The sequence below is a fragment of the Curtobacterium sp. MCLR17_059 genome, from assembly GCF_003234665.1.
Taxonomy (GTDB): domain Bacteria; phylum Actinomycetota; class Actinomycetes; order Actinomycetales; family Microbacteriaceae; genus Curtobacterium; species Curtobacterium flaccumfaciens.
Genome location: NZ_QKSU01000007.1, coordinates 107001 through 131832 on the forward strand (window position 1 = coordinate 107001; position 24832 = coordinate 131832).

Below are 24832 nucleotides of genomic sequence, written 5' to 3' on the forward strand. Positions count from 1 at the left end.
GGAAGTGGTCGAACAGGTGTGTGACGGCGGGCGGACGCTCAGCCGACGCGTTCGATCGCGGCGGCGAGCCGGGTGGTCGACCGGCCCGGGTGGAACGGCACGGTGACGACGCGGCCACCCCACTCGGCGAGGGTCGCCGTCTCGGGCAGTTCGCTCGCGGTGTAGTCGCCGCCCTTCGCCCAGACGTCCGGTCGGAAGCGGCGCAGGGCCTCGTCGGGGGTGGACTCGTCGAACACCACGACGGCGTCGACGCAGTCGAGTGCCAGGAGCAGCTCGACCCGGTCGTCCTGGGTCATGATCGGCCGGTCGGGGCCCTTCAGAGCACGCACCGACGAGTCCGAGTTCAGGCAGACGACCAGGCAGTCGCCGAGTGCACGGGCGGCCGACAGGGTGCGGGCGTGCCCGGCGTGCAGCAGGTCGAAGCAGCCGCCGGTCGCGACGACGGTGCCGCCGGCGCTCCGGACGTCGTGCACCAGGCGCATGGCGTCCCGGTCTGCCCCGGGCACGGCGAGCGGCGCGGGGCCGTCGTCGGCGAAGAGCGCGGTGACGCCGCCGGCGGCCAGGTACTCGGACGCGGCGACCACGCCGGCGGAGACGGCGTCGGGGACGTCCGCCCCGGACGCCAGCGCGACGGCGACGCCCGCGGCGAGCCGGTCGCCGGCACCGCAGGGGTCCCCGGCGCTGACGGACGGAGCCGGCACGAAGCGGCTGTCGCCCTGGGCGTCGGCGAGCAGCGCGCCGCGGTCACCCATCGTCACGGCGACGGCGCCGGCCTGCCACTGTTCGACGAGCCGGGCGGCGGCGACGGTCGCGAAGGGCACACCATGTCCCTCGACGTCGGTGAAGCGTCGCGCCTCGGCAGCGTTCGGGGTGGCGACGGTGGTGCCGGGGACGGGGGCGGCACCCTTGGGGTGCGGGTCCCAGACCACCGGCAGGTGCTCGGCCGCACGGGTGAGGGCGTCACGGAGTGCCGGGGCAGCGGCGACCCCGCGGCCGTAGTCGGCGACGACGATCGCGTCGACGCCGTCGAGGGCGGCGGTCATCGCGTCGGTGGCACCGGGCACGGGCGGGGTCGCGCAGCCTTCGTCGATCCGGACGAGGGCGTGGTCGACGACGCGCACGCGGGTCTTCACGGGGGTGGGGACGCCGGAGGGTCCGGCGATGATCGTGACGTCGGGGAGCAGGTCGCGGATCTCCTGGGCACGGCCGTCGTCGCTCAGGACGGTGACCAGGGTGACGTCGTGGCCGTCGCGGGCGAGCATGGTCGCGACGAGTCCGGCGCCACCGGCACGGCGGTCGTCGGTGGCGACGTCCACCACGGGGACGGGGGCGTCGGGGCTCAGACGCTCGCTCGTGCCGGACACGTCGACGTCGAGCAGGGTGTCCCCGACGACGGCGATGCGGAAGCGCGGTCCGGCGGCACGGCCACCGGCGGCACCGGAACGCGGTGCGGCGGCAGCGAGCCCGCTCATCGACGGCCCCCGCGACGCAGCGTCGGCTCCATGGCCTTGCAGAGCGCGTGCACCAGGACGAGCTGCGCCTCCTGCACGTTGGCGGACGGCCCCTCGATGCAGATCGCGTCGTCGACCAGGTCGGCGAGCGGGTTCGGTCCGGAGCCGGTCAGCGCGAGGGAGCGGGCACCTACGGCACGTGCGGCCTCGGCGGCCCGCAGCAGGTTCGGGCTCTTGCCGCTCGTCGACAGCAGCACGAGGACGTCACCGGCACGGGCGTGCGCCGACACCTGCCGCGCGAACACCTGGTCGTAGCCGTAGTCGTTCCCGATGGCGGTCACGGCAGAGGTCTCGGCGTGCAGCGAGATGGCCGAGTACGCGGGCCGGTCGCCCTCGAAGCGGCCGGTGAGCTCGGACGTCAGGTGCTGCGCCTCGGCAGCCGAGCCGCCGTTGCCCGCGGCGAGCAGCCGACGCCCGGCGACGAGCCGCCCGGCGATGTCGTCCGCCCACTCGGCGATGTGGTCCCGGTGGTCGACGAGGGAGGCGATCACGGGGACCGACGCCGCGACGTGGTCGACGACGACGCGGGCGCTGTCGGTGACGGCGCGGTCCTCGAGCCCGGTCTGCTGGTCGATGGTCATCGTGCGGTCCTCTCCGTCGACTGCGCGGCGCGGGTGACCCGGCCGGCGTGGGTGGTGCGCGAGCGGCCGGCGGCGGGCCCGGTGGTGCTGGCGGACGAGGTCGTGCCGGCGAGCAGGCGCTCGTAGACGCGCTCGCTGTCGGCCGCGACCTTCTGCCACGTGTAGCGGGACTCGGCGCGCTGTCGACCGGCTCGGCCGTACGCCTCGCGGCGCTCCGGGTCGTCGAGCAGTGCGCCGACGGCCTCGGCGACCGCGGTCTCGTCGCGCGGCGGCACGTGCAGGCCGGTGGCGTCCTCGACGACGGTGTCGATGAGCCCGCCGACGCTCGACGCGACCACCGGGCGGCCGCAGGCCATCGCCTCGAGCGGCACGATGCCGAACGGCTCGTACCAGGGGGCGCAGACGACGACGTCGGCGCTGCGGTAGACGGCGGGCATGTCGTGCTGCCCGAGCTGCCCGCGGAACGTCACGTGGTCGCGCACGCCGAGCGACCGGGCGAGTGCGTCGAGGCGCTGGTACTCGGGGTCGTCCACCAGGTCGGCACCGGCGACACCGGCACCGCCCACGACGACGAGTTCGACGTCACGGCCCTGTTCGACGAGCGCGGCGAGTGCGGCGATCGTCGTCCCGACGCCCTTCCGCTGCACGAGTCGTGAGGCGGTGAGCACCCGGAGCGGACGGTCGCGCTGCTCGACGGGGCCGTCCGGACGGAAGAGCGACACGTCGACGCCGCACGGCACCACCGAGATGCGGTGCAGCGGGACACCGAGGGCCTTGAGCTCGAACGCCTCGTCCGAGCAGGTCGCGACGACCTGGTCGACGCTCCGGCCGACGGCGGGTTCGACCCACTCGCGCTCGGCCGGGCTGGTGTCCGCGGCACCCTGGTGCCGGCGCTTCACGACACCCAGGGCGTGGAAGGTCTGCACCACCGGGATCCGCACCCCACCGGTCCGGGCCTGCACCTGCGTCACCGCGTCGAGGGCGGCGTGGCCCGACATCCAGAAGTGCGCGTGCACCACGTCGGGACGGTCGAGGAACCACTCGGCGGCGAGCACCGACGCGAACGTCCCCATGAACGGGAACAGTTCGTCCTTCGGCACGGCACGCGCGGGACCGGCGTCGACGTGCACGACGTCCACACCGGGGCGCAGGGGCACGCGGACGGGCTGCGACGCGTCGTCGCGTCGCGTGTAGACGGTCACGTGGTGGCCGCGGTCGGCCAGTGCACCGGACAGTTCGGCGACGTGGACGTTCTGCCCACCGGCGTCGACCCCGCCGAGCACGGCGAGCGGACTCGCGTGCTCGGACACCATGGCGATCTTCATCGCAGGCTCCCTTCGAGCGCGGCTCCCGCCGCACGGTTCCGTCGCGCACCGCGCGCGACGGCGTCGTCGAGCAGGTCGTCCCAGTCGGCCAGGAACCGACCGAGCGCGTGCCGTGCGAGCACGGCCTCACGCGCCACGAGCCCCCGTCGGCGCGCCTCGTCCGGGTCCTCCAGCAGCAGCCTGGAGGCCCGCACCAGCTCCTCGACGTCGGTCGCGATCGCCCCGGCCTCACCCGGGACCGTGCGGGCCGCGTCCGTCGTCGCGAGCACCAGGACCGGCATGGCCATGTGCATCGACTCGATGAGCGACAGCCCGAGCGAGGTCCAGCGGTTCGGGTGCACGTAGGCCCGCCGTTCGGCCAGCGCCGCGTGCATGGGGTCGGCCTGGACATCGCCCTGCGCGACCACGCGGTCGCCGAAGCCGAGCTCCGGCAGTCGTTCGGTGCCGATGCCCCAGACGTCGACCGGGGCGACCTCGGCGAAGCGGGGGAGCAGGTCGGTGCCGACGACACGGTTGCGCCGGACGGGTTCGTTGATGACGACGCCGAGGCGTTCGAGCGCACCGGTGTACAGCGGGCCGGGGTCGACGACGCCGTGCTCGACGACGGTGGTCCGGGTGGTGCCGCAGTCCCACATCAGGGCGTTCCAGTGCGTCACGTGCGCGATCGTCAGGTCCTCGCGGTCGCGCATCGGGTGCAGGCTGTTCGGCACGTCGACCCGGGGGGCGTTGTGCTCCACGAAGACGATCGGCACGTCGCGGCCACCGAGCAGACGACGGGCTTCCTCGAGCTCCTCGGTGCGCTGCAGGACGACCACGTCGACCTCGGCCTCGGCGATGTCGGCCGGGTCGATCTCGATCGCGGAGTCCGGCCAGGCGCGGCCGCCGCGGCCGAGTCCCCAGGCGTCGCGCGCCGGGGTGGTCGGGATGAGGTACTCGTGGGGGCCGCGGACGAAGGCGTCCATCCAGCCGCCGTGCACGTGCCACACGAGGATCCGCATGCAGGGCCTTCCGGTCGGTGTCGATGGGCTCGCTCCCCGCCGCTGCCGGAGCAACAGGAGAAGGAGCAGGAGAAGCAGTGGCGCACGCTACGCAGCGCCTTCTGGGCCGCCCCGCAGACTTCTCCGATCAGTCCGCGAAACGCGGTCGAGGAGCCGCTCGTGGGCCTCCAGGACGTCCGCGATGCGCACTCCGGACAGGCACGGGTGGCCGGGGACCGGGCACTCGCGAGCGCGGCTGAGCCGGCACGGTGCGGCCTGGTCGCCGAGCAGTTCGACGAGCGGGGCGTACGGCGCCCACTTCACGGCGGGGACGACCGGCGAGAACAGGCTCACGATGGGCGCCCCGACGGCCGCGGCGAGGTGGGCCGGACCGGTGTTCCCGACGACGACGATCTCGGCTCCGGCGAGGACGGCCGCGAGTTCGGCGGGGCTGGTGCGGCCGCCGAGGTCGATGCCGGTGTCGCCCGCCACGGCGGCGGTCAGCGCGCGTTCGCCGGGGGAGCCGGTGACGACGACGGGGACGCCGCGCTCGGCGTAGGCGGCGACGAGCGCACGGTGGTGGGACTCCGGCCACGACCGTGCCGGGACGCTGGCTCCGGGGTGGACGACCACGTAGCGGTCGAGACCGGCCACGGGCGGGGGCAGGACGGCGTCGTGGCGCACCGCGAGCCTCCCGTCGTCGTCCGGCGGCAGCCGGAACCCGGCCGCCTCGGCGATCCGCAGCGCGCGCTCGGGCTCGGGGAGGTCCTCGGGCAGGTCCTCGCCGGGGCGCAGCCGCACGTCGAGCAGCGACCCGGGGTGGTCGACCGAGGCCCCGGAGAGCCGGGGGACCCCGGCCAGGCGCAGGAGCAGGGCGAGGGGCAGGGGCGACTGGTGGAAGGACGTCAGGACGACGGCCTCGTCGGGCTGTTCCTCGGCGACCAGCGCGCGGAACTCGGCGAGCAGGGCGTCGTCGATCGGGCGTGCGGTCTCGGTGACCCACGGTGCCGCCCACACCCGCACCCGGTCGATGCCGGGCAGCAGGTCGGCGGCCGGCGCCCCCTGCGGTCCGCACAGCATCGTCACGTGCGCGGCACCGGCGGCGACCGCGCGCACCGCGGGGCCGGCGACCAGGACGTCGCCGAAGGAGTCGAGTCGGGCGACGAGGACGCGCCGACCGGCGTTCACGCCCGGTCCGCCACGCTGCCGACGTGCTCGAGCACCAGGGTGACGGCCTCGTCCAGGTCCGCGGCGACGGTGTCGGCCTCGTCGATCTCCTGAGCGCGGGTGCGCGGGGTGGGCACGAGGATCCCCTGCGCGCCGGCGTTCCGGGCGGCCTGGACGTCGGCGCCGATGTCACCGACGACGACGATCGACTCCGGCGGGAGGCCGAGCCGCTCGGCGGCGTCGAGGACCATCCCGGGCCGGGGCTTCCGGCAGGCGCAGTCGTCGCCGGCGTCGTGCGGGCAGACGCACCACACGTCGAACGGGCCGACGAGCTCGTCGACCCGGGCGTTGGTGGCGTCGACCTGTTCGCGCGTGGCCATGCCCTTCGCGATCACCGACTGGTTCGTGACGACGCCGAGCTGCAACCCGGCGGCACGCGCCCGGTCGACGGCGCGGCGGGCACCGGGGACGGGGACGACCAGGTGCGGGTCGGCGTTGTACGGGACGTCCACCACGAGGGTGTCGTCGCGGTCGAGGAGCAGGCCGCGGATGACGCGGTCCGGTGCGAGGGCCATGCTCCGTGACTACCGGTCCACGGCCGGGGACCGCCCCAGGAAGAGCCGCGGAGCGCGGTCCCGGCAGGACCGTCAGCGTGTCGGGTCTACCGTCGCGGCGGTGACCGCCCTCGAGAACCTGCCCGACCCCGACGGACGCCCGGAACTGCTCGTCCTCCGTGCCATCAAGCTCGGCGACCTGCTCGTCGCCGTCCCCGCACTGCACGCGCTCCGCCGCGCGTTCCCCGACCACCGCATCACCCTGGCCACCACGGCGTGGCTGGCGCCGGTCGTCGAACTCGTACCGGCGGTGGACGTCCACCTGGCCCAGCACGGTCTCGACCACCCGATCGCGGTGCCGCACGGTGCCGTCGACATCGCCGTCAACCTGCACGGCGCCGGCCCGGAGTCCTCGGACCTCGTCGCCGCGCTCGCCCCGCGCCGGGTCATCGGGCACACCGACCCGACCCACGACTACCAGGGCCCGGAGTGGCCGGACGACGTGCACGAGCGCGACCGCTGGGCGGACCTGCTCACGTGGCACGGCATCCAGGCGGACGCCACCGAGGTGCACATCGACCGCCCCGCCGAGCCGCCGGTGGTCGCCGACGCGGCCGTCGTGCACGTGGGTGCCTTCCACGGTGCGCGGCACTGGCCGACGGACCGCTTCGCCGACGTGGTGCGCGGGCTCCGGGCGCGCGGTGCCGACGTGGTCCTGACAGGAGGCTCGGACGACGTCGTGCGCGCCCGCGCCGTCGCCGACGCGGCCGGCCTGGCGCCGGAGGCGGTCCTGGCCGGCACCCTGGACCTGCAGGCCTTCGCCGCGGTGATCGCCGCGGCGCGGCTCGTCGTCACGGTCGACACCGGCGCTGCGCACCTGGCGTCCGCGTACGGGGTGCCGTCGGTCGTGCTGTTCGGCCCGGCCCCGCCCGAGGCGTGGGGCCCGCCGTCGACCGGTCCGCACATCGTGCTCACCGACGCCTCGGTCCGTCGCGGCGACGTCTTCGCCGAGGACCCGGACCCGGCGATCCTGGCCGTGACCGCGGACGACGTGCTCGGCGCGGTGGACCGGCTCCGGGTGACCGCTCAGGCGGCCGGGCGGTAGCGTCGACCGAGAGCCACCCGGACCTGCCGGACGCTCGGAGGGAGTCCTTCGTGTTCGAAGCCGCGAACATCCGTGACTGGATCGGTCTGCCGGTCGTCGACGAGGCCGACGACAAGGTCGGCACGCTCGAGAGCATCTACTACGACACCGCCACGTCCGAGCCGGCGTTCGGTGCCCTGACCACCGGCATGGTCGGGTTCCAGAAGCTCGTCTTCGTCCCGCTGTTCGGCGCCACCGTCGCCCCGAAGCACCTGCGTGTGACGTTCCCGAAGAAGCTCGTCAAGGACGCCCCGTCGATCTCGACCGATGGCGAACTCGACGCCGCAACCGAGCCCGAGCTGTTCCAGCACTACGGGCTGGAGTACCGCACCGGCAGCGGTGGCGAACGCCGACTCGGACGCCGCTGAGCCCGTCCCGCCCCACCCGACCGACCCCACCCGACCGACCGATCCGCCGCACCCGCCCGGAGGCCGCAACTGCTCCGCACCGCCCGTACGACGCTGCTCGCCGCCCTGGCGGCGGTCGCCGTCGTCGGGCTGGTGGTGGCCGGGGTCGCGGCACCGGGGCCGGTGGAACCCGCGTCGGCCGCGCCGATGTGGCCCGTCCCGCAGCCCTACCCGGTGCCGGACGACCCCACCGAATCGCTCGCCGACCTCCCGCCCGGCAGCGAGTACGTCGCCCTCGGTGACTCGTACTCCGCCGGCTACGGCCTCGGCGACCGGACCCGGCTGCCCACGAGCGCGTGCGTGCAGTCGGCCCGTGACTACCCGCACCGGCTCGCGGCGCGGTTCGGCCTCGACCTGACCGACGTCACGTGCGCGGGCGCCACCAGCGAGGACGTCACGACCGGACACCAGTTCACGGGCGTCCCACCCCAGATCGAGTCGCTGTCGTCGCGCACCCGGCTCGTGACCCTGACGATCGGCGGCAACGACGCGGACCTGTTCGGCACCGCCGCGTCGTGCCTGGCGATCTCGGCCGACGGCCCGGTGTTCTCCGGACGCGACGCGCCGTCGTGCGAGAGCACGCTCGTGCAGGACGGTGAGGACCAGCTCAGCGTGAAGATCCAGTCGCGGGTCGCGCTCGGGATCGCCGACACCCTCGCAGCGGTGCAACGGGCCGCGCCGAACGCCGTCGTCGTGTTCCTCGGGTACCCTGCGATCTTCCCGGACGCCGAGCACACCCCGGCGAAGGGCTGCTTCCGCTCGGCGCTCGACCTCGGCACGCTCGCGGGGTCGTTCCCCTCGGACACCTTCCCGTTCACCGACGACGACGTGGCGTACCTGCACGGCGTGCAGGAGGAGCTCGACGCGGTGTCCGCGTCCGCCGCCGATGCCGCCGGGGTGCGGTTCGTCGACGTCCTCGAACGCACCGAGGCCCACTCGGCCTGCGCCCCAGCGGACGAGCGCTACGTCGCCGGCGTCAGCCTGACCGGCTCGAGCGACCTGCGACGCATCGACCTCAAGGCCGGCGCCCTGCACCCGAACGGCCGCGGTGTCGCGTACCTCACCGACCAGATGGCCGACGCGATCCGGGAACTCGCCGGCTGACCCGTCCGGACCCCGCGCTGTCCGTGTGGGCCGCCGGAGGGACGACGCACACCGGAGCCGCCGTCTCACGGACGACGTCGTGGAGCAGTGCGCCGGACAGCACCCGCACGTGCCCCCGTCCGAGCACCACGAGCGACGCCCGACGGGTGCGCGACGCGATGGCGTGCCCCGGGTGTCCCTCGACGAGCAGCGGCCGGATCCGCACCGCCGGGAACCGCGCGGTCAGGTCCTCGGTGACCCGCTGCAGCAGTTCGGCGTTCCGGGCTCGCCACCGCAGGGGGTCCTCGGCGAAGTCGGTGAGCCCGGTCCGGGTCAGCACGGGCATCTCCCACGCCCGGAGCAGCGTCAGTCGCCGGTGCAGCCGGACGGCCTCGGCCACGGCGATCGAGACGGCCCGTTCGTCGATCGGTTCCTCGACGGCCAGCACCACGTCGCCGTCGATCGGGTGCGGTCCCTCGGGGACGATCACGGTCGGCACCGCCGCGCGGACCGCGACACGCGCCGGGTCGCCGCCGGCTGTCGAACCCCGTCGGCTCCGGAAGGTCCCGATCACCAGGAGGTCACCGCCGTCGGACTCCTCGACCAGGGCGGTGGCGAACGGCCCCGCGTGCCGGTGCACCTCGACGGTCACTCCGGGCAGAGCGGCGCGCGCGGCCTCGGCCAGGCGGTCGGCGACCGGTCCGGGGCCCTCGATCGCCGGGTCGGCACCGATGATCCGGATCCGCTCGATCCCGCTGTCCGCGCGGGCGGCGATCCACCGCAGCGCCTCGTCGTGCGGCATCGCGGCGTCCGCGGCCAGCGTCACCGTCGTCCATCGTTCGTCCATCCCGATCGGCCTCCTCCATCGCAGGTCCTCCGGGGGCGTCACACGGCGCTCCGTGCGCCACACGGTACTCCCGGCGCGGACGTGGGGAACCGGCGGTGGAACCGGGCACGTCGGGTGGTGCGCGGCGTGTGTGTGGTGATCCGGGCCTCCCGGCCGGGTCTGCGTAGTCTCGGGGCGTGGTCGTGAGCGCCGGACTGTTGCTGCACCGGACCGGTCCGTCCGGGCCCGAGGTCTTCCTCGCGCACATGGGCGGGCCGTTCTGGCGGAACCGGCCGCGTGCCTGGTCGATCCCGAAGGGGCTGGTCGAGGCGGGCGAGGAGCCGCTCGGCACCGCGCTGCGCGAGTTCGCCGAGGAGATCGGCGTGCCCGCCCCGGTGACCGCCGCCGACCTGACCGACCTGGGGGAGTTCCGGCAGGCGTCGGGCAAGCGGGTGCGGGTGTTCGCGGCACGGGCGTCGGGGTTCTCGGTCGACACCGTGCGGAGCAACACCGTGCGGCTCGAGCTACCGCGCGGGTCGGGGCGGTTCGTGGAGGTGCCCGAGGTGGACGACGCACGGTGGGTCGGCCTCGACGAGGCGCGGGAGCTGGTGGTGGCCGGGCAGGCCGCTGCGCTCGACGCCCTGGTGGCGCTGGGTTGGGGTGCTGGCGGTTTCTGACGCGCCGATCATTTTCGTCGAGGGGTCACGAACTGTCGTCCGGCGGCCCTCCATCCGACACTTCTCGGCCACCCGGCGACCGGCACGCGGCAGGTCGTGACCACTCGGCGAGACCTTCTCGGCTGTGTCGGACACCGGACACGAGCCGCGCCCGCTGGATAGTCTGAGGGGGTGTCGGGTTCTCCGGTGCCACAGTAGGGGAGCACACATGCGGCGCTGGCGCGCGGTCACGGCTGGGCTGACGGCCCTGGCACTCGGAGCAGGACTCGCGATCGGCGGCGCGACGAGTGCGTCGGCGGAGCCGGTCGGCAACTGGGGGACCTTCACCCTCAGCGGAGCGAGCCGGGCCTACACCGGCACGATGACGCTCGCCGGGTTCCCCGAGACGACCTTCACGTCGGACTCCCGGCAGTCGACCGTCGTCAGCGGGGCATCGACCTGGCAGTCGGCGTCGACCCCGTCGGGCGCGGTCTACGGGACGAGCCGCGGCAAGACCTACATGAACCAGCGGCCGAACGTAGACTCGCCCACGACCGGCGCCTCGACGACCACCTACACGTTCGCCGAGCCGACGCCGGGCGCCCAGAGCTGGTCGTTCGTGCTCGGCGACGTCGACGCCGACCGGGCGACCATCTCGGCCACCGTCTCCGGGGGTGGCGCCGCGACCGCGGAGCAGCTCGGCTACGTGAGCTCCTACAACTCGTGCTCGGCCGCCGTCGCCGGAGGGCCGTCGTGCACCGCCGACCCCGACGGCACGACCGGGCAGGACCGGCCCACCTGGGACCCGGCCACCCGGACCCTGACGGGCAACACCGGCGCGGTCGACACCGCCGGTGCGACGGCCTGGTTCACGCCGACCGTGTCGCTCACCAGCCTGACGATCACGTACCAGCAGCGCAGCGGGTTCCCGGTGTACCAGACCTGGTTCGCCAACCGCACCGCCGCGATCACCGGCACGGCGACCCTCGACGGAGTGCCGATCCCCGGGGCGATCGTCCGTGTCACCGCTCCGCGCGGCACCGTCTACACGACGACGACCAACCCCGACGGCACCTACGCGTTCCCGCAGCTGCCGGTCATCGCGAACTACCGCGTCGAGATCACCCCGCCGGACGGAGCTGAGGGTCCTGACCAGCCCACGAGGGTCTCCCTCGCCCAGGCAGGCTCACCGGGCGGCGTGGACCAGCAGGCCGACTTCGCGTTCACGTCGCCGGAGGACACCGTGTCGGTCATCGGCACCGTGGTCGACGAGGACGGCCGACCGGTCTCGAACCTCGAGGTCGTCATCACCGACCCGGACTCCGGGGACGTCCTCGTCGACACCACGACGAACAGCGACGGCGTCTACACCGGCTCCGACCTGCCGGCGGACACCGACCTCGACGTGTCCGTCGCCGACGAGCCACCCGTGACCATCACCACCGGCGACGTGGACGCGGCACCCGCGGTCCCCGACGAGATCGATGTGCCGGCCGCCGTCGTCGCGACGGTCGCGGGTGTGGTCTCGCTCGACGGTGCACCCGTGCCCGCCGGCGCAGTGGTCGAGCTCGTCGACGGCACAGGCGCCGTGGTCGCATCGACGGAGACCGATGCCGACGGTCGCTACGTCTTCGCCACCGCGGCGGGCACGTACACCGTGCGGACCGAACGACCGGAGCCGGGGGCGACCGGGGCGACCTCGAACACCGGTGTGACAGCCGTCGCCGGCGAGCGTGCTGCGTCCGACCTGCCGTTCGCCTCCGCCGCCCCCGCCGCCGAGGTCACGACCGACCAGCCGGGCACCGTCGTCGACACGAACGGCGAACCGGTTCCGGACGTCGAGGTCGTCGCGACTCCGACGGACCCACAGTCCGGCGAACCCGTGTCGGTCGTGACGAACGACGACGGTGCGTTCGACCTGACCGGCCTGGAGCCCACGACCGAGTACGTCGTCTCGGTCGACGTCGAGGGGGCCGAGACGGCGACCGTCGTCACCCCGGAGTCCGGGGCCGCGACGCCGCTGGCGTTCGTGGTGCGGGCCGCGGCGGGTCCGGCGCCGGCTCCAGCTCCGTCGCCGTCGCCGTCGCCGAGTGGCTCTCCTTCGGCGGCTCCGACCGGCCCCGCTGCCGGCTCGGGCTCGGGCTCTGGCTCCGCGCCGGTCTCGGGCCAGGGCGACGCGGGGGACGGTGGACCGCTGGCGTACACGGGCGCGGACCTCGGCCCGGGTCTCATCGCCGCCGGGGTGCTCGTGCTGCTCGGTGCGGCCCTGCTGACCTACCGCGCGGTGCGCAACCGCCGCCGCACGGACCACCTGCAGGACTGACCGGGCTGCGGCCGCGGTGGTGGCGGTCGCGGTCGCGGTCGCACAACACGCCGCCCGCGTCCGCCGAGGGGTCACGAACCGTCGCCCGCCGACCCGTCAGACGACAGTTCGAGCGACCCCGACGCCCCACCAACGGCATGTCGTGACCATTCGACGGCCGGCCGCGGGCCTTCGTCGCGGTCGAGCAACACGCCGCCCGCGTCCGCCGAGGGGTCGCTTACCGTCGCCCGCCGACGCGTCAGGCGACAGTTCGTGCGACCCTGACGCCCAGCCAACGGCATGTCGTGACCACTCGAGGCCGGGCCTTCCGCCTCCGCGGCAGCCGCACAACGCGCCGCCCGCGTCCGCCGAGGGGCCACGAACCGTCGCCCGCCGGCCCGTCAGACGACAGTTCGTGCGACCCCGACGCCACGCCAACGGCATGTCGTGACCACTCGGCGACAAGCCCCCGCGGCCACCGCACCGCCCCTACCGCGTCCGCGGCCGCCGCACCGAACCGGTGACGACACCGATCGACCCCGTGACCGTCTGGATCGCCCGCCCGACGACCGGCACGGACGTGGTGACGACCGCGAGCGACGACGTGATGGCTTCGATGGACGAGGTCGACAGGTGCTCCTGCGCGTGCGAGTGCACCGGGAACCCACGGCGCGCCAGCACGACGACCCCGAGCGCCCCGACCAGCACCGCGGCACCGGCGAACGGCAGGTACTGCAGCCCGACGATCCCGAGGGCCTGCCCGCCGAACGCCGCACCACCGGCGATGCCGATGTTCGACGCCCCGTTGACCAGCGCGCCGGCGATGTCGGGGGAGACGCCTCCGGCACGGATCGCCGCGGCCATGAAGAGCGTGCCGGTCGTGCCGTTCGCGGCCATCCAGATGCCCGCGACGACCATCGTCCCGATCAGGGAGCCGTGCACGAACGGCATCGTCGCGAAGGCCACGACCATCACGGCGACCGAGGCGATCAGCGTCTGCCGGGGCGCACGGTCGACGAACATGCCGGCGAGCCAGAGCCCGACGACACCGGTGCCACCGAGCACGAGCAGCGCCCCGCTGACCATGCCGGCGTCGAGCCCGGCGTCGATCGCGTACGGCCCGATGTAGGTGTAGACGACGTAGTGCCCGCCGAACAGGAGCATGTCGGCGATCACGACGGACAGCAGTCCGGTGCGCGCCCAGGCCTTCGGCGACCCGATGTGCGGCGACGAGGCACCGCGGACGGCGGACAGGAACAGCAGGGCGACGACCGCGAGTGCCGCTGCGGCGACACCGACGGAGAACACGGCCTGGCGCCAGCCGATGTGCTGCGCGACCCAGGTCGCGACGGGCACGCCGAGCACGAACCCGAGCGAGCTGCCCGAGTACACGAACGCGATCGCCCGTCCCGCCAGCCGCGGCGGGACGATCCGGGTGGCGTACGCCGAGGCGACCGAGAAGAACAGTGCGTGCGCGATGCCGCCGACGACGCGTCCGGCGCAGACCACGGCGAACGACGGCGCGAGCGCGACCATCAGGTTCGACACGGTGTAGCCGACGAGCGTGGCGACGAGCACGGTCTTGCGGGGCAGCTTCGCGGTGAACGCGGTGAGCGGCAGCGCGAGGAGCGCGACGGCCGCGGCGTACACGGTGATGACGATGCCCATGGTGGCCTCGGTCACGCCGAGGTCGGCGCTCATCGTGCCGAGCAGCCCGACGGGCATGAGCTCGGTGGTGATGGCGAAGAACGTGGCCAGTCCGAGCACGGCGATGCCGACGATGGACTGACTGGTGACGGTGATCGGCCGCGTGTGGGTCGACACGGCCGAGGTGGTGGTGTTGGTGGACACGCTGCTGACCTCCTCCGAGGCACGGTGGAGCGCGCGACGATGCCGATCGTTCTGACGGCGGTGACCGGGAGGGTCTGCGGGGCGCGCTCGCTGGCGGATGTGGATGATGTGGGTACGACTCCACGACGAGTGCGCTCATCCAGTGTTGCACGATGGAACGACTCTCGCGAGGGCATCCAGCAAATACATCGGAGCGCTCCAACGAAACACTCAGGTACTGATCGCCCGCTCAGTACTCGTTCGTCACCCGGCCCTGGACCCCGCCGCCGCGCAGCTCGATCGTCAACGTGCCGCTCCTGGACTGCGCCGACATCGACACCGATCCGTGCAGCGCCGCCTGCCGCGGGAAGCACGCCGTCGACGACTCGATGCGGTCCGCCGTCGCCACGAGACAGATCGTCGACCGGTCGGTCCCGATTCCGGCCCAGACGTTCCAGGGGGTCTCGGCGGTCCCGCCGTCGAGCGCCCGGTTCGTGAAGACCAGTCGCGTCGTGTGGAGACTCACCGGCGCGGCGACCGGCCCCGGCAGCTGGTCGGCGTACGTCTGCGGGACGTCGAGCAGCTGTTCGAGCGTCACCGTCCCCGCCGTCGGCGTGACACTCGGCGCTGCGACGACGTCGGGCTGCGCGGTCCCGACGAGCGTCCCGGCGGCGAACGCGACGCCCACCGCCGCAGCCGCGCCGCCCGCGATCCAGGCGCGTGGTCGCTCCGTCCACAGCCACCGCCCCCACCGCGATCGCTCGGTCGGCACTGCCTGGAGGCCCGGCTCGTCCCCGCCGTCGCCCCGCGCGTCGTCGACGTGCTCGCCCCCACCGCCGTCGGTCACCTCCGACACGTCGGCGCCGGCAGGCACCGCCGCCGCGCTGGCGGGGAAAGACACGGGCACCGCGTCAACGGGCACGGGCCCTGGACCCGACCGCGTCACGGACGGGACGGACGTCCGGACCGGACCCGGGCCTCCCGGCAGGAGATCCCGCGCCGTCGCGACCGCACGCACGCGGGGTCGTCGTCCGCGTTCCAGGTCCTGCAGTGCGATCCGGGCGCGCGCCGCGTCCGCCGGGCTCGATCCTGCTCCCCAGGCGACGGCCTCGAGCCGTGCCCGTTCCGCTGCCACGTCGTCGTGGGCCATGCGCACTCCCGCTCTGCCGGTCGCGTGGACAGGTCCATCGTGGCACCGCCGAGCCGTGCGCGCGCACCCAGAACGAGGGAGTAGGCGTGGTGCATGAGCACCGACCCCATGCCGCAGCACGACGCCGACGCCGAGACCCTCGAGCCGCTGAGCCACGACACCCAGTCCGGCGAGGCCGACTACGTCGCGACCAGCCCCGGCGGCGCCGGCACGGAACGTCACGTACCGACCGCCGACGAGGAGCAGGGCCGCGGCACCGAGTACGACCCGGTCGACCAGGGACCGCAGCAGGAAGGCCAGGGCGGCTAGCGGACCACCCGTCGCAGCACGGCGCGTTCGCCGGAGGTCCAGGCCGCACTCGTCACGACGTAGAGCGCGGCGGCGAGCGGTGCGATCGCCGCGAACACGACCGTGACAAACGGCACGTACCGACCCACGGCGGCGGTCGCGGCGGCGCCGGGGACGCCCGGCTCCGGTGCCGGCACCGGGTTCCAGTGCGCGTTCGACCGGCGGCTGAGCTCGACGACGACCGCGAGCACCGCCAGCAGGACCAGCACCACCCAGGCGTGCACCCACAGCGGCGACGTCAGGGTGACGACGAGCGAGTGGCCGAGTGGGACCCCGACGAGCGTCGCCTCCAGCAGGGCGTTCGTGGTGCCGCCGATCGAGGCGTGCGTGAACAGGGCGTAGACGAGCGACACGACGGGTGCCTGCGCCAGGACGGGCAGGCAGCCGGCCAGCGGCGAGACCTTCTCGTCGGTGTACAGCTGCTGCATCGCCCGCTGCAGGCGCTGGGTGTCGCGGCCGTACCGCTTCCGCAGCGCCGCGAGCTGTGGTGCGAGGCGCCGGCGGTCCCGCTCGGCCCGCACCTGCAGCACGGACAGCGGGACGAGCACCAGGCGGACGGCCAGGGTGAGGAGCACGACGGCGATCGCCGCGGCGAACGAGCCGGCGACGGGGGAGAGCGCCGCGGTGAGGGCGGTGACGAGGTCCGCGCCGCCGTGCAGCAGCGGGCCGATGAGGGGCAGGGTGGACAGGTCCATGACGGTTCCGATCGGTGGTGGGTCAGCGGGGTGCGCGAGCGGCCCGGCCACCGGTCGGTGGTCAGGCCGGGGTCGCGACCCCCGGTGCCCGTGAGCGGACGTGGCCGTCGGCGTCGGGGTGGCTCCACCCGATCCGGGTGACCAGGTCGGGTACCGCCGACCGGTCCGACACGGACGCCGATCCGACCCCGAGGACGGCTGCCAGCACCGCGACGAGCAGCCGGGCGACGACGACGGTCACGGCGACCGCGGTCAGCCCGAGTGCCGCCACGGCCAGCAGGGGCAGCACCCCGGCGGCCGGGTCGCCGATCACCAGCGCGGCGGTGGCGCGGAGCAACAGCAGGACGGCGGTCATGGTCCGTTCAGCGTAACGCCCGCGTGCCGTCGAGGACCGGAAGGTGCGGCGGGGGAGGATCACGGCATGACCGCAGGTTCGCCGAGCACCCCAGCGACCGTCGCGCTCGAGGCGGCCGGGGTCTCGTACACGCCGCACGTGTACGAGCACCACGAGAGCGCCACCAACTTCGGAGAAGAGGCGGCCGCCGCCCTCGGGCTGCGCGAGGAGCAGGTCTTCAAGACCCTCGTCGTCTCCGTCGACGGCACCCTCGCCGTCGCGATCGTGCCGGTGGCGAACCGGCTCGACCTCAAGGCGATCGCCGCCGCGGTCGGCGGCAAGAAGGCGACGCTGGCCGATCCCGCCCTCGCCGAGAAGCGCACGGGCTACGTGGTCGGCGGCATCAGCCCGGTCGGCCAGAAGACCCGGCTCCGCACCGTGCTCGACGAGTCGGCGCTGTCGTACGCGAGCATCTTCGTGTCCGGCGGACGTCGCGGCTTCGACGTCGAGGTGGCGCCGACCGACCTCGCGCGGATCACCGAGGCGGTCGCCGCACCCATCGCGCGGACCTGAGTCGAGTCGCCGCAAGTTTTTTCGGCACCCGGGAATGACCCGGGCCCTCCTGCGTTGCATTGAGTCGAAGGCACTCAAGTTCCCCAGGAGGTCCCTTTGCCAGAGACGTTCGGCCCGACCGGTAGCAACGACTCGTTCGACGAGTTCCTCGCCCGCCTGCTCGCGGCACAGCGCACCGGTGACCAGCAGCGCGTCCGCGCGTTCGGTCGACCGGTCGACATCACCCGGCTGCTCAGCCGCCGGACCCACGAGCTGCTCCAGCACACCGCCGAGTACGCGGTCGCGCAGGGGCAGCGCGAGATCGACGCACTGCACATCCTGCACGTGCTCGTCCGCACCGAACCGTTCGACGCCGTCGTGCGTTCCGCCGGGGTCGATCCCCAGCGACTCGCCGAGGAGATCGAGCAGCGCCTGCCGATGGCGCACGAGCCGCTCACCGAGCAGCCCGGCCGCCCGGCACTGACCGGCACCGCCCAGCGCATCCTCGTCGAGGCGACGCAGGCCGCGCGGGGCTTCGGCAGCACCTACACCGACCCCGAGCACGTCTTCTTCGCGCTCGTGATGGACCAGGAGACCGTGACCGGCCAGCTGCTCGCCAGCGCCGGGATCACCCCGCAGGTCATGCAGGACTACGCCCAGCAGGCCGCGGCAGCAGCACGAGAGGGGCGCCCCATGCCAGGAACCAACGACGCCGTCGGCACCGACCAGGCCACCGACAGCGACACCCCGACGCTCGACCAGTTCGGCACCGACCTGACCGAGCGCGCCCGTGACGGGCACGTCGACCCGGTGATCGGCCGCGCCGACGAGATCGAGCAGACCGTCGAGATCCTGCTCCGCCGCACCAAGAACAACCCGGTGCTGATCGGTGAGCCCGGCGTCGGCAAGACCGCGATCGTCGAGGGCCTCGCCCAGCGCATCGTCGACGGTGACGTCCCCGCCCTGCTGCAGGGCAAGCGGGTCGTCGCACTCGACCTGCCCGGCATGCTCTCCGGCACCCGCTACCGCGGCGACTTCGAGGAGCGCCTCACCACGGCGATGGACGAGATCGCGGCGCACGCCGACGAGCTCATCGTCTTCGTCGACGAGCTCCACACCGTGGTCGGCGCCGGTGGCGGCGGCGAGGGCGGTTCGATGGACGCCGGCAACATCCTCAAGCCCCGGCTCGCCCGCGGCGACCTGCACCTGGTCGGCGCGACGACACTCAACGAGTACCGCCGGATCGAGAAGGACGCCGCGCTCGAGCGCCGGTTCCAGCCCGTCACGGTGGGGGAGCCGAACGTCGAGGACGCCGTCGCGATCCTGACCGGCCTCGCCCCGCGCTACGAGGAGCACCACGGCGTCGCCTACACGCCCGAGGCACTCCGCGCCGCCGTCGAGCTCTCGCACCGCTACGTGACCGACCGGCACCTGCCGGACAAGGCCATCGACCTCATCGACCAGGCCGGTGCACGCCGTCGCCTCGCCCTGTCGGGCGACGTCGACGTCGAGGCACTGCGTGCCCAGGTCGCCGACCTGACGGACCGCAAGGACCGCGCGGTCGCCGAGGAGCACTACGAGGAAGCGTCCGACCTGCGCGACGAGATCGTCGGACTGGAGGCCCGGATCACCGCCGCCTCGTCGGCGGACGCCAGCCGCGCCTCCCGTCCGGAATCCGCGGACACGTCGATCACGGAGGCCGACATCGCCGCCGTGGTGTCCCGCGCCACCGGGATCCCGGTGACCCGCCTCGGCTCGGCCGACAAGACGCGGCTCGCCGCGCTCGAGTCCGAGCTGCACGACCGCGTCGTCGGCCAGGACGACGCCGTGCGGGCGATCGCGAAGGCGGTGCGGCGCAGCCGGACCGGCATGGGTGACCCGCGTCGTCCGGTGGGCAGCTTCCTGTTCCTCGGCCCGACGGGCGTCGGCAAGACCGAACTCGCGAAGGCCCTGGCGTCGTCGCTGTTCGGTGACGAGTCCGCCATGCTCCGCTTCGACATGAGCGAGTTCGGCGAACGCCACACCGTGTCCCGCCTGGTCGGTGCCCCTCCCGGGTACGTCGGCTACGACGAGGCCGGCCAGCTCACCGAGCGCGTCCGCCGCAACCCGTACTCGGTGATCCTGCTCGACGAGGTCGAGAAGGCCCACCCGGACGTCTTCAACCTGCTGCTGCAGGTCCTCGACGACGGCCGGCTCACCGACGGGCAGGGGCGGACGGTCGACTTCCGGAACACGGTCGTCATCATGACGTCGAACATCGGCTCGGAGTTCCTGGCCTCCCGCTCGGGAGCGCTCGGGTTCTCCCCGGTCGGCGCGACGGACGGCTACGCCGAAGACGACCTGCGGGCCCGCGTCATGGGCAAGCTGCGCGAGGCGATGCGGCCCGAGTTCATCAACCGCATCGACGAGATCGTGCTGTTCCGCAAGCTCGACCGGTCCCAGATCGCGTCGATCGTGTCGCTGCTGCTGCAGGACACGGCGCTCCGGCTGGTCGCACAGGACATGCTCCTGTCGGTGTCCGACGCGGCGGTCGACTGGCTCGCCGAGCACGGGTACGAGCCGGAGTACGGCGCCCGCCCGCTCCGTCGGCTCATCCAGCGGGAGGTCGACGACCGCATCGCGACCCTGGTGGTCGAGGGCGGGGTCACCGCGGGTGACACCGTGCGGATCGACGTCGAGGGCGATGCCCTGACGGCGAGCGTCGCGGAGCACGCGGCGGTCTAGTCCGGTCGCACGCGCACACGAGGGCCCGGTACCGATTCGGTACCGGGCCTTCGGCGTGCGCGGACCGCCGCGGTGTTGCGCTGCGCGCCGCCGCCGCGCTCCGTGCGTGCTCCGTCACACGGTGCGAGGTTGCCCGCACGGTGCACGGCTGCGATCCCGCACCGAGCGCGCAGGCTGCCACCGGTCCGCGGACGACGCACGGTGCAGCCGGGAGGCCCTGCTCCGGTGCACGACGGGAACTCGGCACGGGGCCTGCTCGTCGACACGAGAACACGAACCTCGCACCGTGATCAGCCTGTTCGGGAATGCAATTCCGGATGTTTTCCGGAAAAGGGGTTGCGCTCCGAATTGCAGTGCCGATAGTGTTCACTCGTCGCGAACGGTCGAACATTCGACCCGGACGACTCCGCCAGCTCGAGACCGAAAGGGGGCCGACCATGATGATCTCCGCAACCACTCCGTTCCGTGGAATCCGTGGACGCGTCGGTACCCCGTTCCGCGTCCGCTGACCCGGGGCGTCCCACTCTCCTGACACCTGTGCCTCCGGGCACCGTGCGCTGAGCCGATCAGGCTCGCGCAGCACCGGTTCGTTCATCCGCTGACCGGCTCGACGGCACGTTGATGCGTGCCGTCCGATCTGCGCGGACGACGCCGGAAGAATGTCGGTGGACAGTGCGACGCTCTCGGTGTCGACGAGCATTCCGCGATCGTTGTCCGAACATTTCCGGACCATCCCGGAGTGCATTCTCACGCATTCAATTCCTGCTGCCCGCAACCCGGGCGGATTCGTCCTGCCCGACACCCGGGCAGCTCTGCCGTGCCCTGAAGGGGAACACCGTGTCCACGAAGACCACCACCCGTCCACCCGATACCCGCGCGGTGCGCCGCCGGGTCTCACTCGCCGACCGCATCGCACTCCGGGTCGGGATGTCGCTCATCATCTGGAGCCGACGCACCCGCAAGGAGCGGCCCGAGGTCGACCTCGCCACACTGGCCCGCCTCGAGCGGGAACGCCAACAGCGCGAGGCCGACTGGATCACCCAGGGCGCCGCCATGCGGATGTGGCGCTGACGCGCGGCGCTGCGGCGCTGCGGCGCCGGCGCTGTCGTCGGCGTCAAGCACGCACGCACCGTGCGTCGTTCCGAAGCCCGTGCGGACTGAACGGCTCGGTGCGAGGAAACAACCTCGCACCGAGCCACCTTCGGCGAACCGTCCGACGGAACCCGCACCGTGCCGCGAACGGTTGGCCCCGCACGAGGCGACCACCCTCGCACCGTGCGCCGTCGTGTCGGACGCACCCCGGGCCTCCCGTACCGTTGGCGGGTGACCGAAACCGCAGCTGCACTCGTCGAACGCCTCACCGCCCTCGTGCCGGACTTCCCGAAGCCGGGGGTGCTCTTCCGTGACGTGACGCCGGTGTTCTCGGACGCCGTCGCGTTCGGCCGCGTGTGCGAAGCACTCGCGGCACCGTTCGCGGTCGGAGCCGGGTTCGACGCCGTCGCTGGCATCGAGGCCCGCGGCTTCGCACTGGCCGGGGGCATCGCCGCCCAGCACCAGGTCGGCGTGCTCACCGTGCGCAAGGCGGGGAAGCTCCCCGGCGAGGTCCTCAGCGAGCAGTACGCGCTGGAGTACGGCGAGGCCGAGCTCGAACTGCGCCCAGGCCAGCTGCCGGTCGGCACGCGGGTGCTCGTCGTCGACGACGTCCTGGCCACCGGGGGGACCGGCGCTGCGACCATCACGCTGCTCGAACGCGCCGGCTACCAGGCCATCGGGTTCGCCGCCCTGCTCGAGCTCGACGGCCTGAACGGGCGCGAGCGTCTCGAGCCGCGCCTGCCCGTCGCGACGCTCGGCGCCGTCCCGGCCTGATCGCGGGCAACCGCGCGGTCGGGGCGGCATCCGTTCTCTCCACAGGCGCGTCCCCGGCGTCCGCACGCGAGCACGTCTCGCACTAGTCTTGACGCACCATTTCGATCGAGGAGTCCCATCATCGTGACCGAGTCAGTCGCACCCGCGCCCGCCGAGCTTCCCCAGGCACCCGAGCCCCGGACCGCGACGACGACCACGACCGGCACCGAGCTCTTCGACGGCGAGCGCGGCATCGTCGCGATCCGTGTCGACGGTGTCCTGAAGGACCTCGCGGCGGACGTGCAGGCCGGCGAGACCGCCGAGGCCGTCACCCTGCAGGAGCAGGACGGGCTCGACATCCTCCGGCACTCGGCCGCCCACGTGCTGGCGCAGGCCGTGCAGCAGATCAACCCGGACGCCAAGCTCGGCATCGGGCCGCCCGTCACCGACGGCTTCTACTACGACTTCGACGTCGCCGAGCCCTTCACCCCCGAAGACCTCAAGGCGATCGAGAAGGGCATGGACCGCATCGTCAAGCAGGCCCAGCGCTTCCGTCGCGTGGTCGTCACTGACGAGCAGGCACGCGAGCTGATGGCGGGGGAGCCCTACAAGCAGGAGCTCATCGGCCTCAAGGGTGCGGCGTCCGACGGTGACTCCGGCGAGAGCGTCGAGGTCGGTGCCGGCGAGCTCACCGTGTACGAGAACGTCGACCCTAAGTCGGGCGAGGTGCTCTGGCAGGACCTCTGCCGCGGCCCGCACGTCCCGCACACCCGCTGGATCGGCAACGCCGCCAAGCTCATGCGCGTCGCCGCCGCGTACTGGCGCGGCTCCGAGAAGAACCCGCAGCTGCAGCGCATCTACGGCACCGCCTGGCCCGACAAGGACCAGCTCAAGGCGTACCTCGTGCGCCTCGAGGAAGCCGCCAAGCGCGACCACCGCAAGCTCGGCGCCGAACTCGACCTGTTCTCGTTCCCCGACGAGATCGGTTCCGGCCTGGCGATCTTCCACCCGAAGGGCGGCATCATCCGCCGCGAGATGGAGGACTACTCGCGCCGTCGGCACGAGGAGAACGGCTACTCGTTCGTCTACACGCCCCACATCACCAAGGGCGACCTGTTCGAGACCTCCGGGCACCTCGGCTGGTACAAGGACGGCATGTTCCCGGCCATGCACATGGACGAGGCGAAGGACGAGGACGGCAACGTCACCCGGCAGGGCGCCGACTACTACCTCAAGCCGATGAACTGCCCGATGCACATCCTGGCGTACCGGTCGCAGCCCCGCTCCTACCGCGACCTGCCGCTCCGGATGTTCGAGTTCGGCACGGTGTACCGCAACGAGAAGTCCGGCGTCATCCACGGCCTCACCCGCGTGCGCGGCCTGACCCAGGACGACGCGCACATCTTCACCACGCAGGAGAAGATGAAGGAGGAGCTGACCACGACCCTCGCGTTCGTGCTCTCGCTCCTGCGCGACTACGGCCTCGACGACTTCTACCTCGAGCTCTCCACGAAGGACCCGGAGAAGTACGTCGGTGACGACGAGGTCTGGGACGTCGCGACGGAGACCCTGCGCCAGGTCGCCGAGGAGTCCGGTCTCGAGCTCGTGCCGGACCCGGCCGGCGCCGCGTTCTACGGCCCGAAGATCTCCGTGCAGGCCCGCGACGCCATCGGTCGCACCTGGCAGATGTCGACCGTGCAGCTCGACTTCAACCTGCCCGAGCGCTTCGGCATCGACTACACCGCTGCCGACGGCTCGCGCCAGCGTCCGGTGATGATCCACCGCGCGCTGTTCGGCTCGATCGAGCGCTTCTTCGGTGTCCTCACCGAGCACTACGCGGGCGCGTTCCCGGCGTGGCTGTCGCCCGTCCAGGTCGTCGGCATCCCGGTCGCGGCCGAGTACGGCGACTACCTCGACGAGGTCATCGCGAAGCTCCGCGCCCACGGCGTCCGCGCCGAGGTCGACCACTCGGACGACCGCATGCAGAAGAAGATCCGCACGCACACCAAGGCGAAGGTGCCGTTCCAGCTCATCGCCGGTGGCGACGACCGCGATGCCGGCGCCGTCAGCTTCCGCTTCCGCGACGGCCGCCAGGACAACGCGGTGCCCGTCGACGAGGCCGTGGACCGCATCCTCACCGCGATCCGCGAGCGCACGCAGGTCTGATGGCCCTCCCAGGAGGCCCGGAGCAGGCCGCGGGGACCGGTCACGTCGACGACGTGGCCGGTCCCACCGCCGCCGCGGGCTCCGAAGGCGCGGACACCGATCCGCTGGTGATCCGCGACGCGGCCACGGGCGCAGCCGTCCCGGACGCGTTCCAGCGGCTCTGGAACCCGCACCGGATGGCCTACATCGACGCCGGCCGCGAAGGCCGGGGACGCGGGCACGACGACGACTGCCCGTTCTGCGAAGCCCCGCGGAAGTCCGACGAGGACGCCCTGATCGTGGCCCGCGGTGAGCACGCCTACGTGCTGCTCAACCTGTTCCCGTACAACAACGGGCACCTGCTGGTCTGCCCGTACCGGCACGTCCCGCTCTACGACGAGGCGACGCCTGACGAACTGCGCGAGATCGGCGAGCTGACCCAGACCGCGATGCGGGTGCTGCGCGAGGTCTCGCACTGCGACGGCTTCAACATCGGCATGAACCAAGGCGAGGTCGCCGGTGCCGGCGTGGCCGCACACCTGCACCAGCACATCGTCCCGCGGTGGCAGTCGGACGCGAACTTCTTCCCGATCATCGCCCGGACCAAGTCCATGTCGCAGTTGCTCGGCGAGACCCGTCGACTCGTCGCCGACGGGTGGCCCCGAGCGCACTAGAC

Annotated in this window: 23 protein-coding genes; 12 read left to right on the plus strand and 11 right to left on the minus strand. The window is 73.1% G+C overall.

Annotated features, from left to right (window positions below):
- Positions 1-38: 38 nt before the first annotated feature.
- The 6 genes from DEJ12_RS11345 to DEJ12_RS11370 form a co-directional block, all read right to left on the minus strand.
- Entirely contained in the window at positions 39-1472 is a 1434-nt protein-coding gene (locus DEJ12_RS11345) for a PfkB family carbohydrate kinase (protein ID WP_258370578.1), read from the minus strand.
- Complete coding sequence (locus DEJ12_RS11350) at positions 1469-2092, minus strand: SIS domain-containing protein (RefSeq protein ID WP_035808290.1); 624 nt, start codon at positions 2090-2092, stop codon at positions 1469-1471. Before DEJ12_RS11350 ends, DEJ12_RS11345 begins: the two co-directional genes overlap by 4 nt.
- The gene (locus DEJ12_RS11355; RefSeq protein WP_111022893.1) at positions 2089-3417 is read right to left on the minus strand and encodes a glycosyltransferase; all 1329 of its coding nucleotides are present in this window, start codon (positions 3415-3417) and stop codon (positions 2089-2091) included. The genes DEJ12_RS11350 and DEJ12_RS11355 overlap by 4 nt, the downstream gene beginning before the upstream one ends.
- Entirely contained in the window at positions 3414-4415 is a 1002-nt protein-coding gene (locus DEJ12_RS11360) for a glycosyltransferase (RefSeq protein WP_111030078.1), read from the minus strand. The genes DEJ12_RS11355 and DEJ12_RS11360 overlap by 4 nt, the downstream gene beginning before the upstream one ends.
- An 87-nt stretch (positions 4416-4502) precedes the next feature.
- Complete coding sequence (locus DEJ12_RS11365; protein ID WP_111030079.1) at positions 4503-5582, minus strand: glycosyltransferase family 9 protein; 1080 nt, start codon at positions 5580-5582, stop codon at positions 4503-4505.
- Positions 5579-6136, minus strand: a complete 558-nt coding sequence (locus DEJ12_RS11370; RefSeq protein ID WP_111030080.1) for an HAD-IIIA family hydrolase — start codon at positions 6134-6136, stop codon at positions 5579-5581. Before DEJ12_RS11370 ends, DEJ12_RS11365 begins: the two co-directional genes overlap by 4 nt.
- A gap of 100 nt (positions 6137-6236) precedes the next feature.
- On the opposite strand from DEJ12_RS11370, the gene DEJ12_RS11375 reads away from it, so the two are divergent.
- From DEJ12_RS11375 to DEJ12_RS11385, 3 genes are all read left to right on the plus strand, one after another.
- A complete protein-coding gene (locus tag DEJ12_RS11375) occupies positions 6237-7220 on the plus strand; it encodes a glycosyltransferase family 9 protein (RefSeq protein WP_111030081.1) in 984 nt (327 codons plus the stop codon).
- A 50-nt stretch (positions 7221-7270) separates the two neighbouring features.
- On the plus strand, positions 7271-7627 hold the full coding sequence (locus DEJ12_RS11380; RefSeq protein WP_027465587.1) for a PRC-barrel domain-containing protein: 357 nt from the start codon (positions 7271-7273) through the stop codon (positions 7625-7627).
- 186 nt (positions 7628-7813) lie between these two features.
- Positions 7814-8770: an SGNH/GDSL hydrolase family protein gene (locus DEJ12_RS11385; RefSeq protein WP_111223683.1), complete on the plus strand. Its 957-nt coding sequence runs from the start codon at positions 7814-7816 to the stop codon at positions 8768-8770.
- Here DEJ12_RS11385 and DEJ12_RS11390 read toward each other — a convergent pair.
- Positions 8727-9596: a universal stress protein gene (locus DEJ12_RS11390; RefSeq protein ID WP_111030082.1), complete on the minus strand. Its 870-nt coding sequence runs from the start codon at positions 9594-9596 to the stop codon at positions 8727-8729. The genes DEJ12_RS11385 and DEJ12_RS11390 overlap by 44 nt on opposite strands.
- A gap of 176 nt (positions 9597-9772) precedes the next feature.
- Between DEJ12_RS11390 and DEJ12_RS11395 the strand changes: the two genes are divergently transcribed.
- A complete protein-coding gene (locus DEJ12_RS11395) occupies positions 9773-10252 on the plus strand; it encodes an NUDIX domain-containing protein (RefSeq protein ID WP_111030083.1) in 480 nt (159 codons plus the stop codon).
- 208 nt (positions 10253-10460) lie between these two features.
- Complete coding sequence (locus tag DEJ12_RS11400; protein ID WP_111030084.1) at positions 10461-12554, plus strand: carboxypeptidase-like regulatory domain-containing protein; 2094 nt, start codon at positions 10461-10463, stop codon at positions 12552-12554.
- 468 nt (positions 12555-13022) lie between these two features.
- On the opposite strand, the gene DEJ12_RS11405 is transcribed toward DEJ12_RS11400, so the two are convergent.
- Positions 13023-14384, minus strand: coding sequence for an MFS transporter (locus DEJ12_RS11405; protein ID WP_111030085.1), 1362 nt, complete (start codon positions 14382-14384; stop codon positions 13023-13025).
- A gap of 229 nt (positions 14385-14613) precedes the next feature.
- Positions 14614-15264 carry a hypothetical protein gene (locus tag DEJ12_RS11410; RefSeq protein WP_146245592.1) on the minus strand — a complete coding sequence of 217 codons (651 nt, stop codon included), beginning with the start codon at positions 15262-15264 and terminating at the stop codon, positions 14614-14616.
- 342 nt (positions 15265-15606) lie between these two features.
- Here DEJ12_RS11410 and DEJ12_RS11415 point away from each other — a divergent pair, with 342 nt between their 5' ends.
- Entirely contained in the window at positions 15607-15822 is a 216-nt protein-coding gene (locus DEJ12_RS11415) for a hypothetical protein (RefSeq protein ID WP_027465592.1), read from the plus strand.
- On the opposite strand, the gene DEJ12_RS11420 is transcribed toward DEJ12_RS11415, so the two are convergent.
- Together DEJ12_RS11420 and DEJ12_RS11425 are read right to left on the minus strand one after the other, a co-directional pair.
- Positions 15819-16556, minus strand: coding sequence for a membrane protein insertase YidC (locus DEJ12_RS11420; protein ID WP_111030087.1), 738 nt, complete (start codon positions 16554-16556; stop codon positions 15819-15821). The two genes, DEJ12_RS11415 and DEJ12_RS11420, sit on opposite strands and share 4 nt — an antisense overlap.
- A 61-nt stretch (positions 16557-16617) precedes the next feature.
- On the minus strand, positions 16618-16911 hold the full coding sequence (locus tag DEJ12_RS11425) for a hypothetical protein (protein ID WP_111030088.1): 294 nt from the start codon (positions 16909-16911) through the stop codon (positions 16618-16620).
- 66 nt (positions 16912-16977) lie between these two features.
- On the opposite strand from DEJ12_RS11425, the gene ybaK reads away from it, so the two are divergent.
- The 6 genes from ybaK to DEJ12_RS11455 all read left to right on the plus strand — a co-directional run bounded on the left by ybaK (position 16978) and on the right by DEJ12_RS11455 (position 24830).
- Positions 16978-17463, plus strand: a complete 486-nt coding sequence (gene ybaK, locus DEJ12_RS11430; protein WP_111030089.1) for a Cys-tRNA(Pro) deacylase — start codon at positions 16978-16980, stop codon at positions 17461-17463.
- Positions 17464-17559: 96 nt separating this feature from the next.
- Complete coding sequence (locus DEJ12_RS11435; RefSeq protein ID WP_111030090.1) at positions 17560-20166, plus strand: ATP-dependent Clp protease ATP-binding subunit; 2607 nt, start codon at positions 17560-17562, stop codon at positions 20164-20166.
- Between the two features lie 837 nt (positions 20167-21003).
- Positions 21004-21237, plus strand: coding sequence for a hypothetical protein (locus tag DEJ12_RS11440; RefSeq protein WP_146238520.1), 234 nt, complete (start codon positions 21004-21006; stop codon positions 21235-21237).
- 252 nt (positions 21238-21489) lie between these two features.
- On the plus strand, positions 21490-22032 hold the full coding sequence (locus DEJ12_RS11445; RefSeq protein ID WP_111030091.1) for an adenine phosphoribosyltransferase: 543 nt from the start codon (positions 21490-21492) through the stop codon (positions 22030-22032).
- A gap of 123 nt (positions 22033-22155) precedes the next feature.
- Entirely contained in the window at positions 22156-24177 is a 2022-nt protein-coding gene (gene thrS, locus DEJ12_RS11450; protein ID WP_181433151.1) for a threonine--tRNA ligase, read from the plus strand.
- On the plus strand, positions 24177-24830 hold the full coding sequence (locus tag DEJ12_RS11455; RefSeq protein WP_258370604.1) for an HIT domain-containing protein: 654 nt from the start codon (positions 24177-24179) through the stop codon (positions 24828-24830). Before thrS ends, DEJ12_RS11455 begins: the two co-directional genes overlap by 1 nt.
- Positions 24831-24832: the final 2 nt, after the last annotated feature.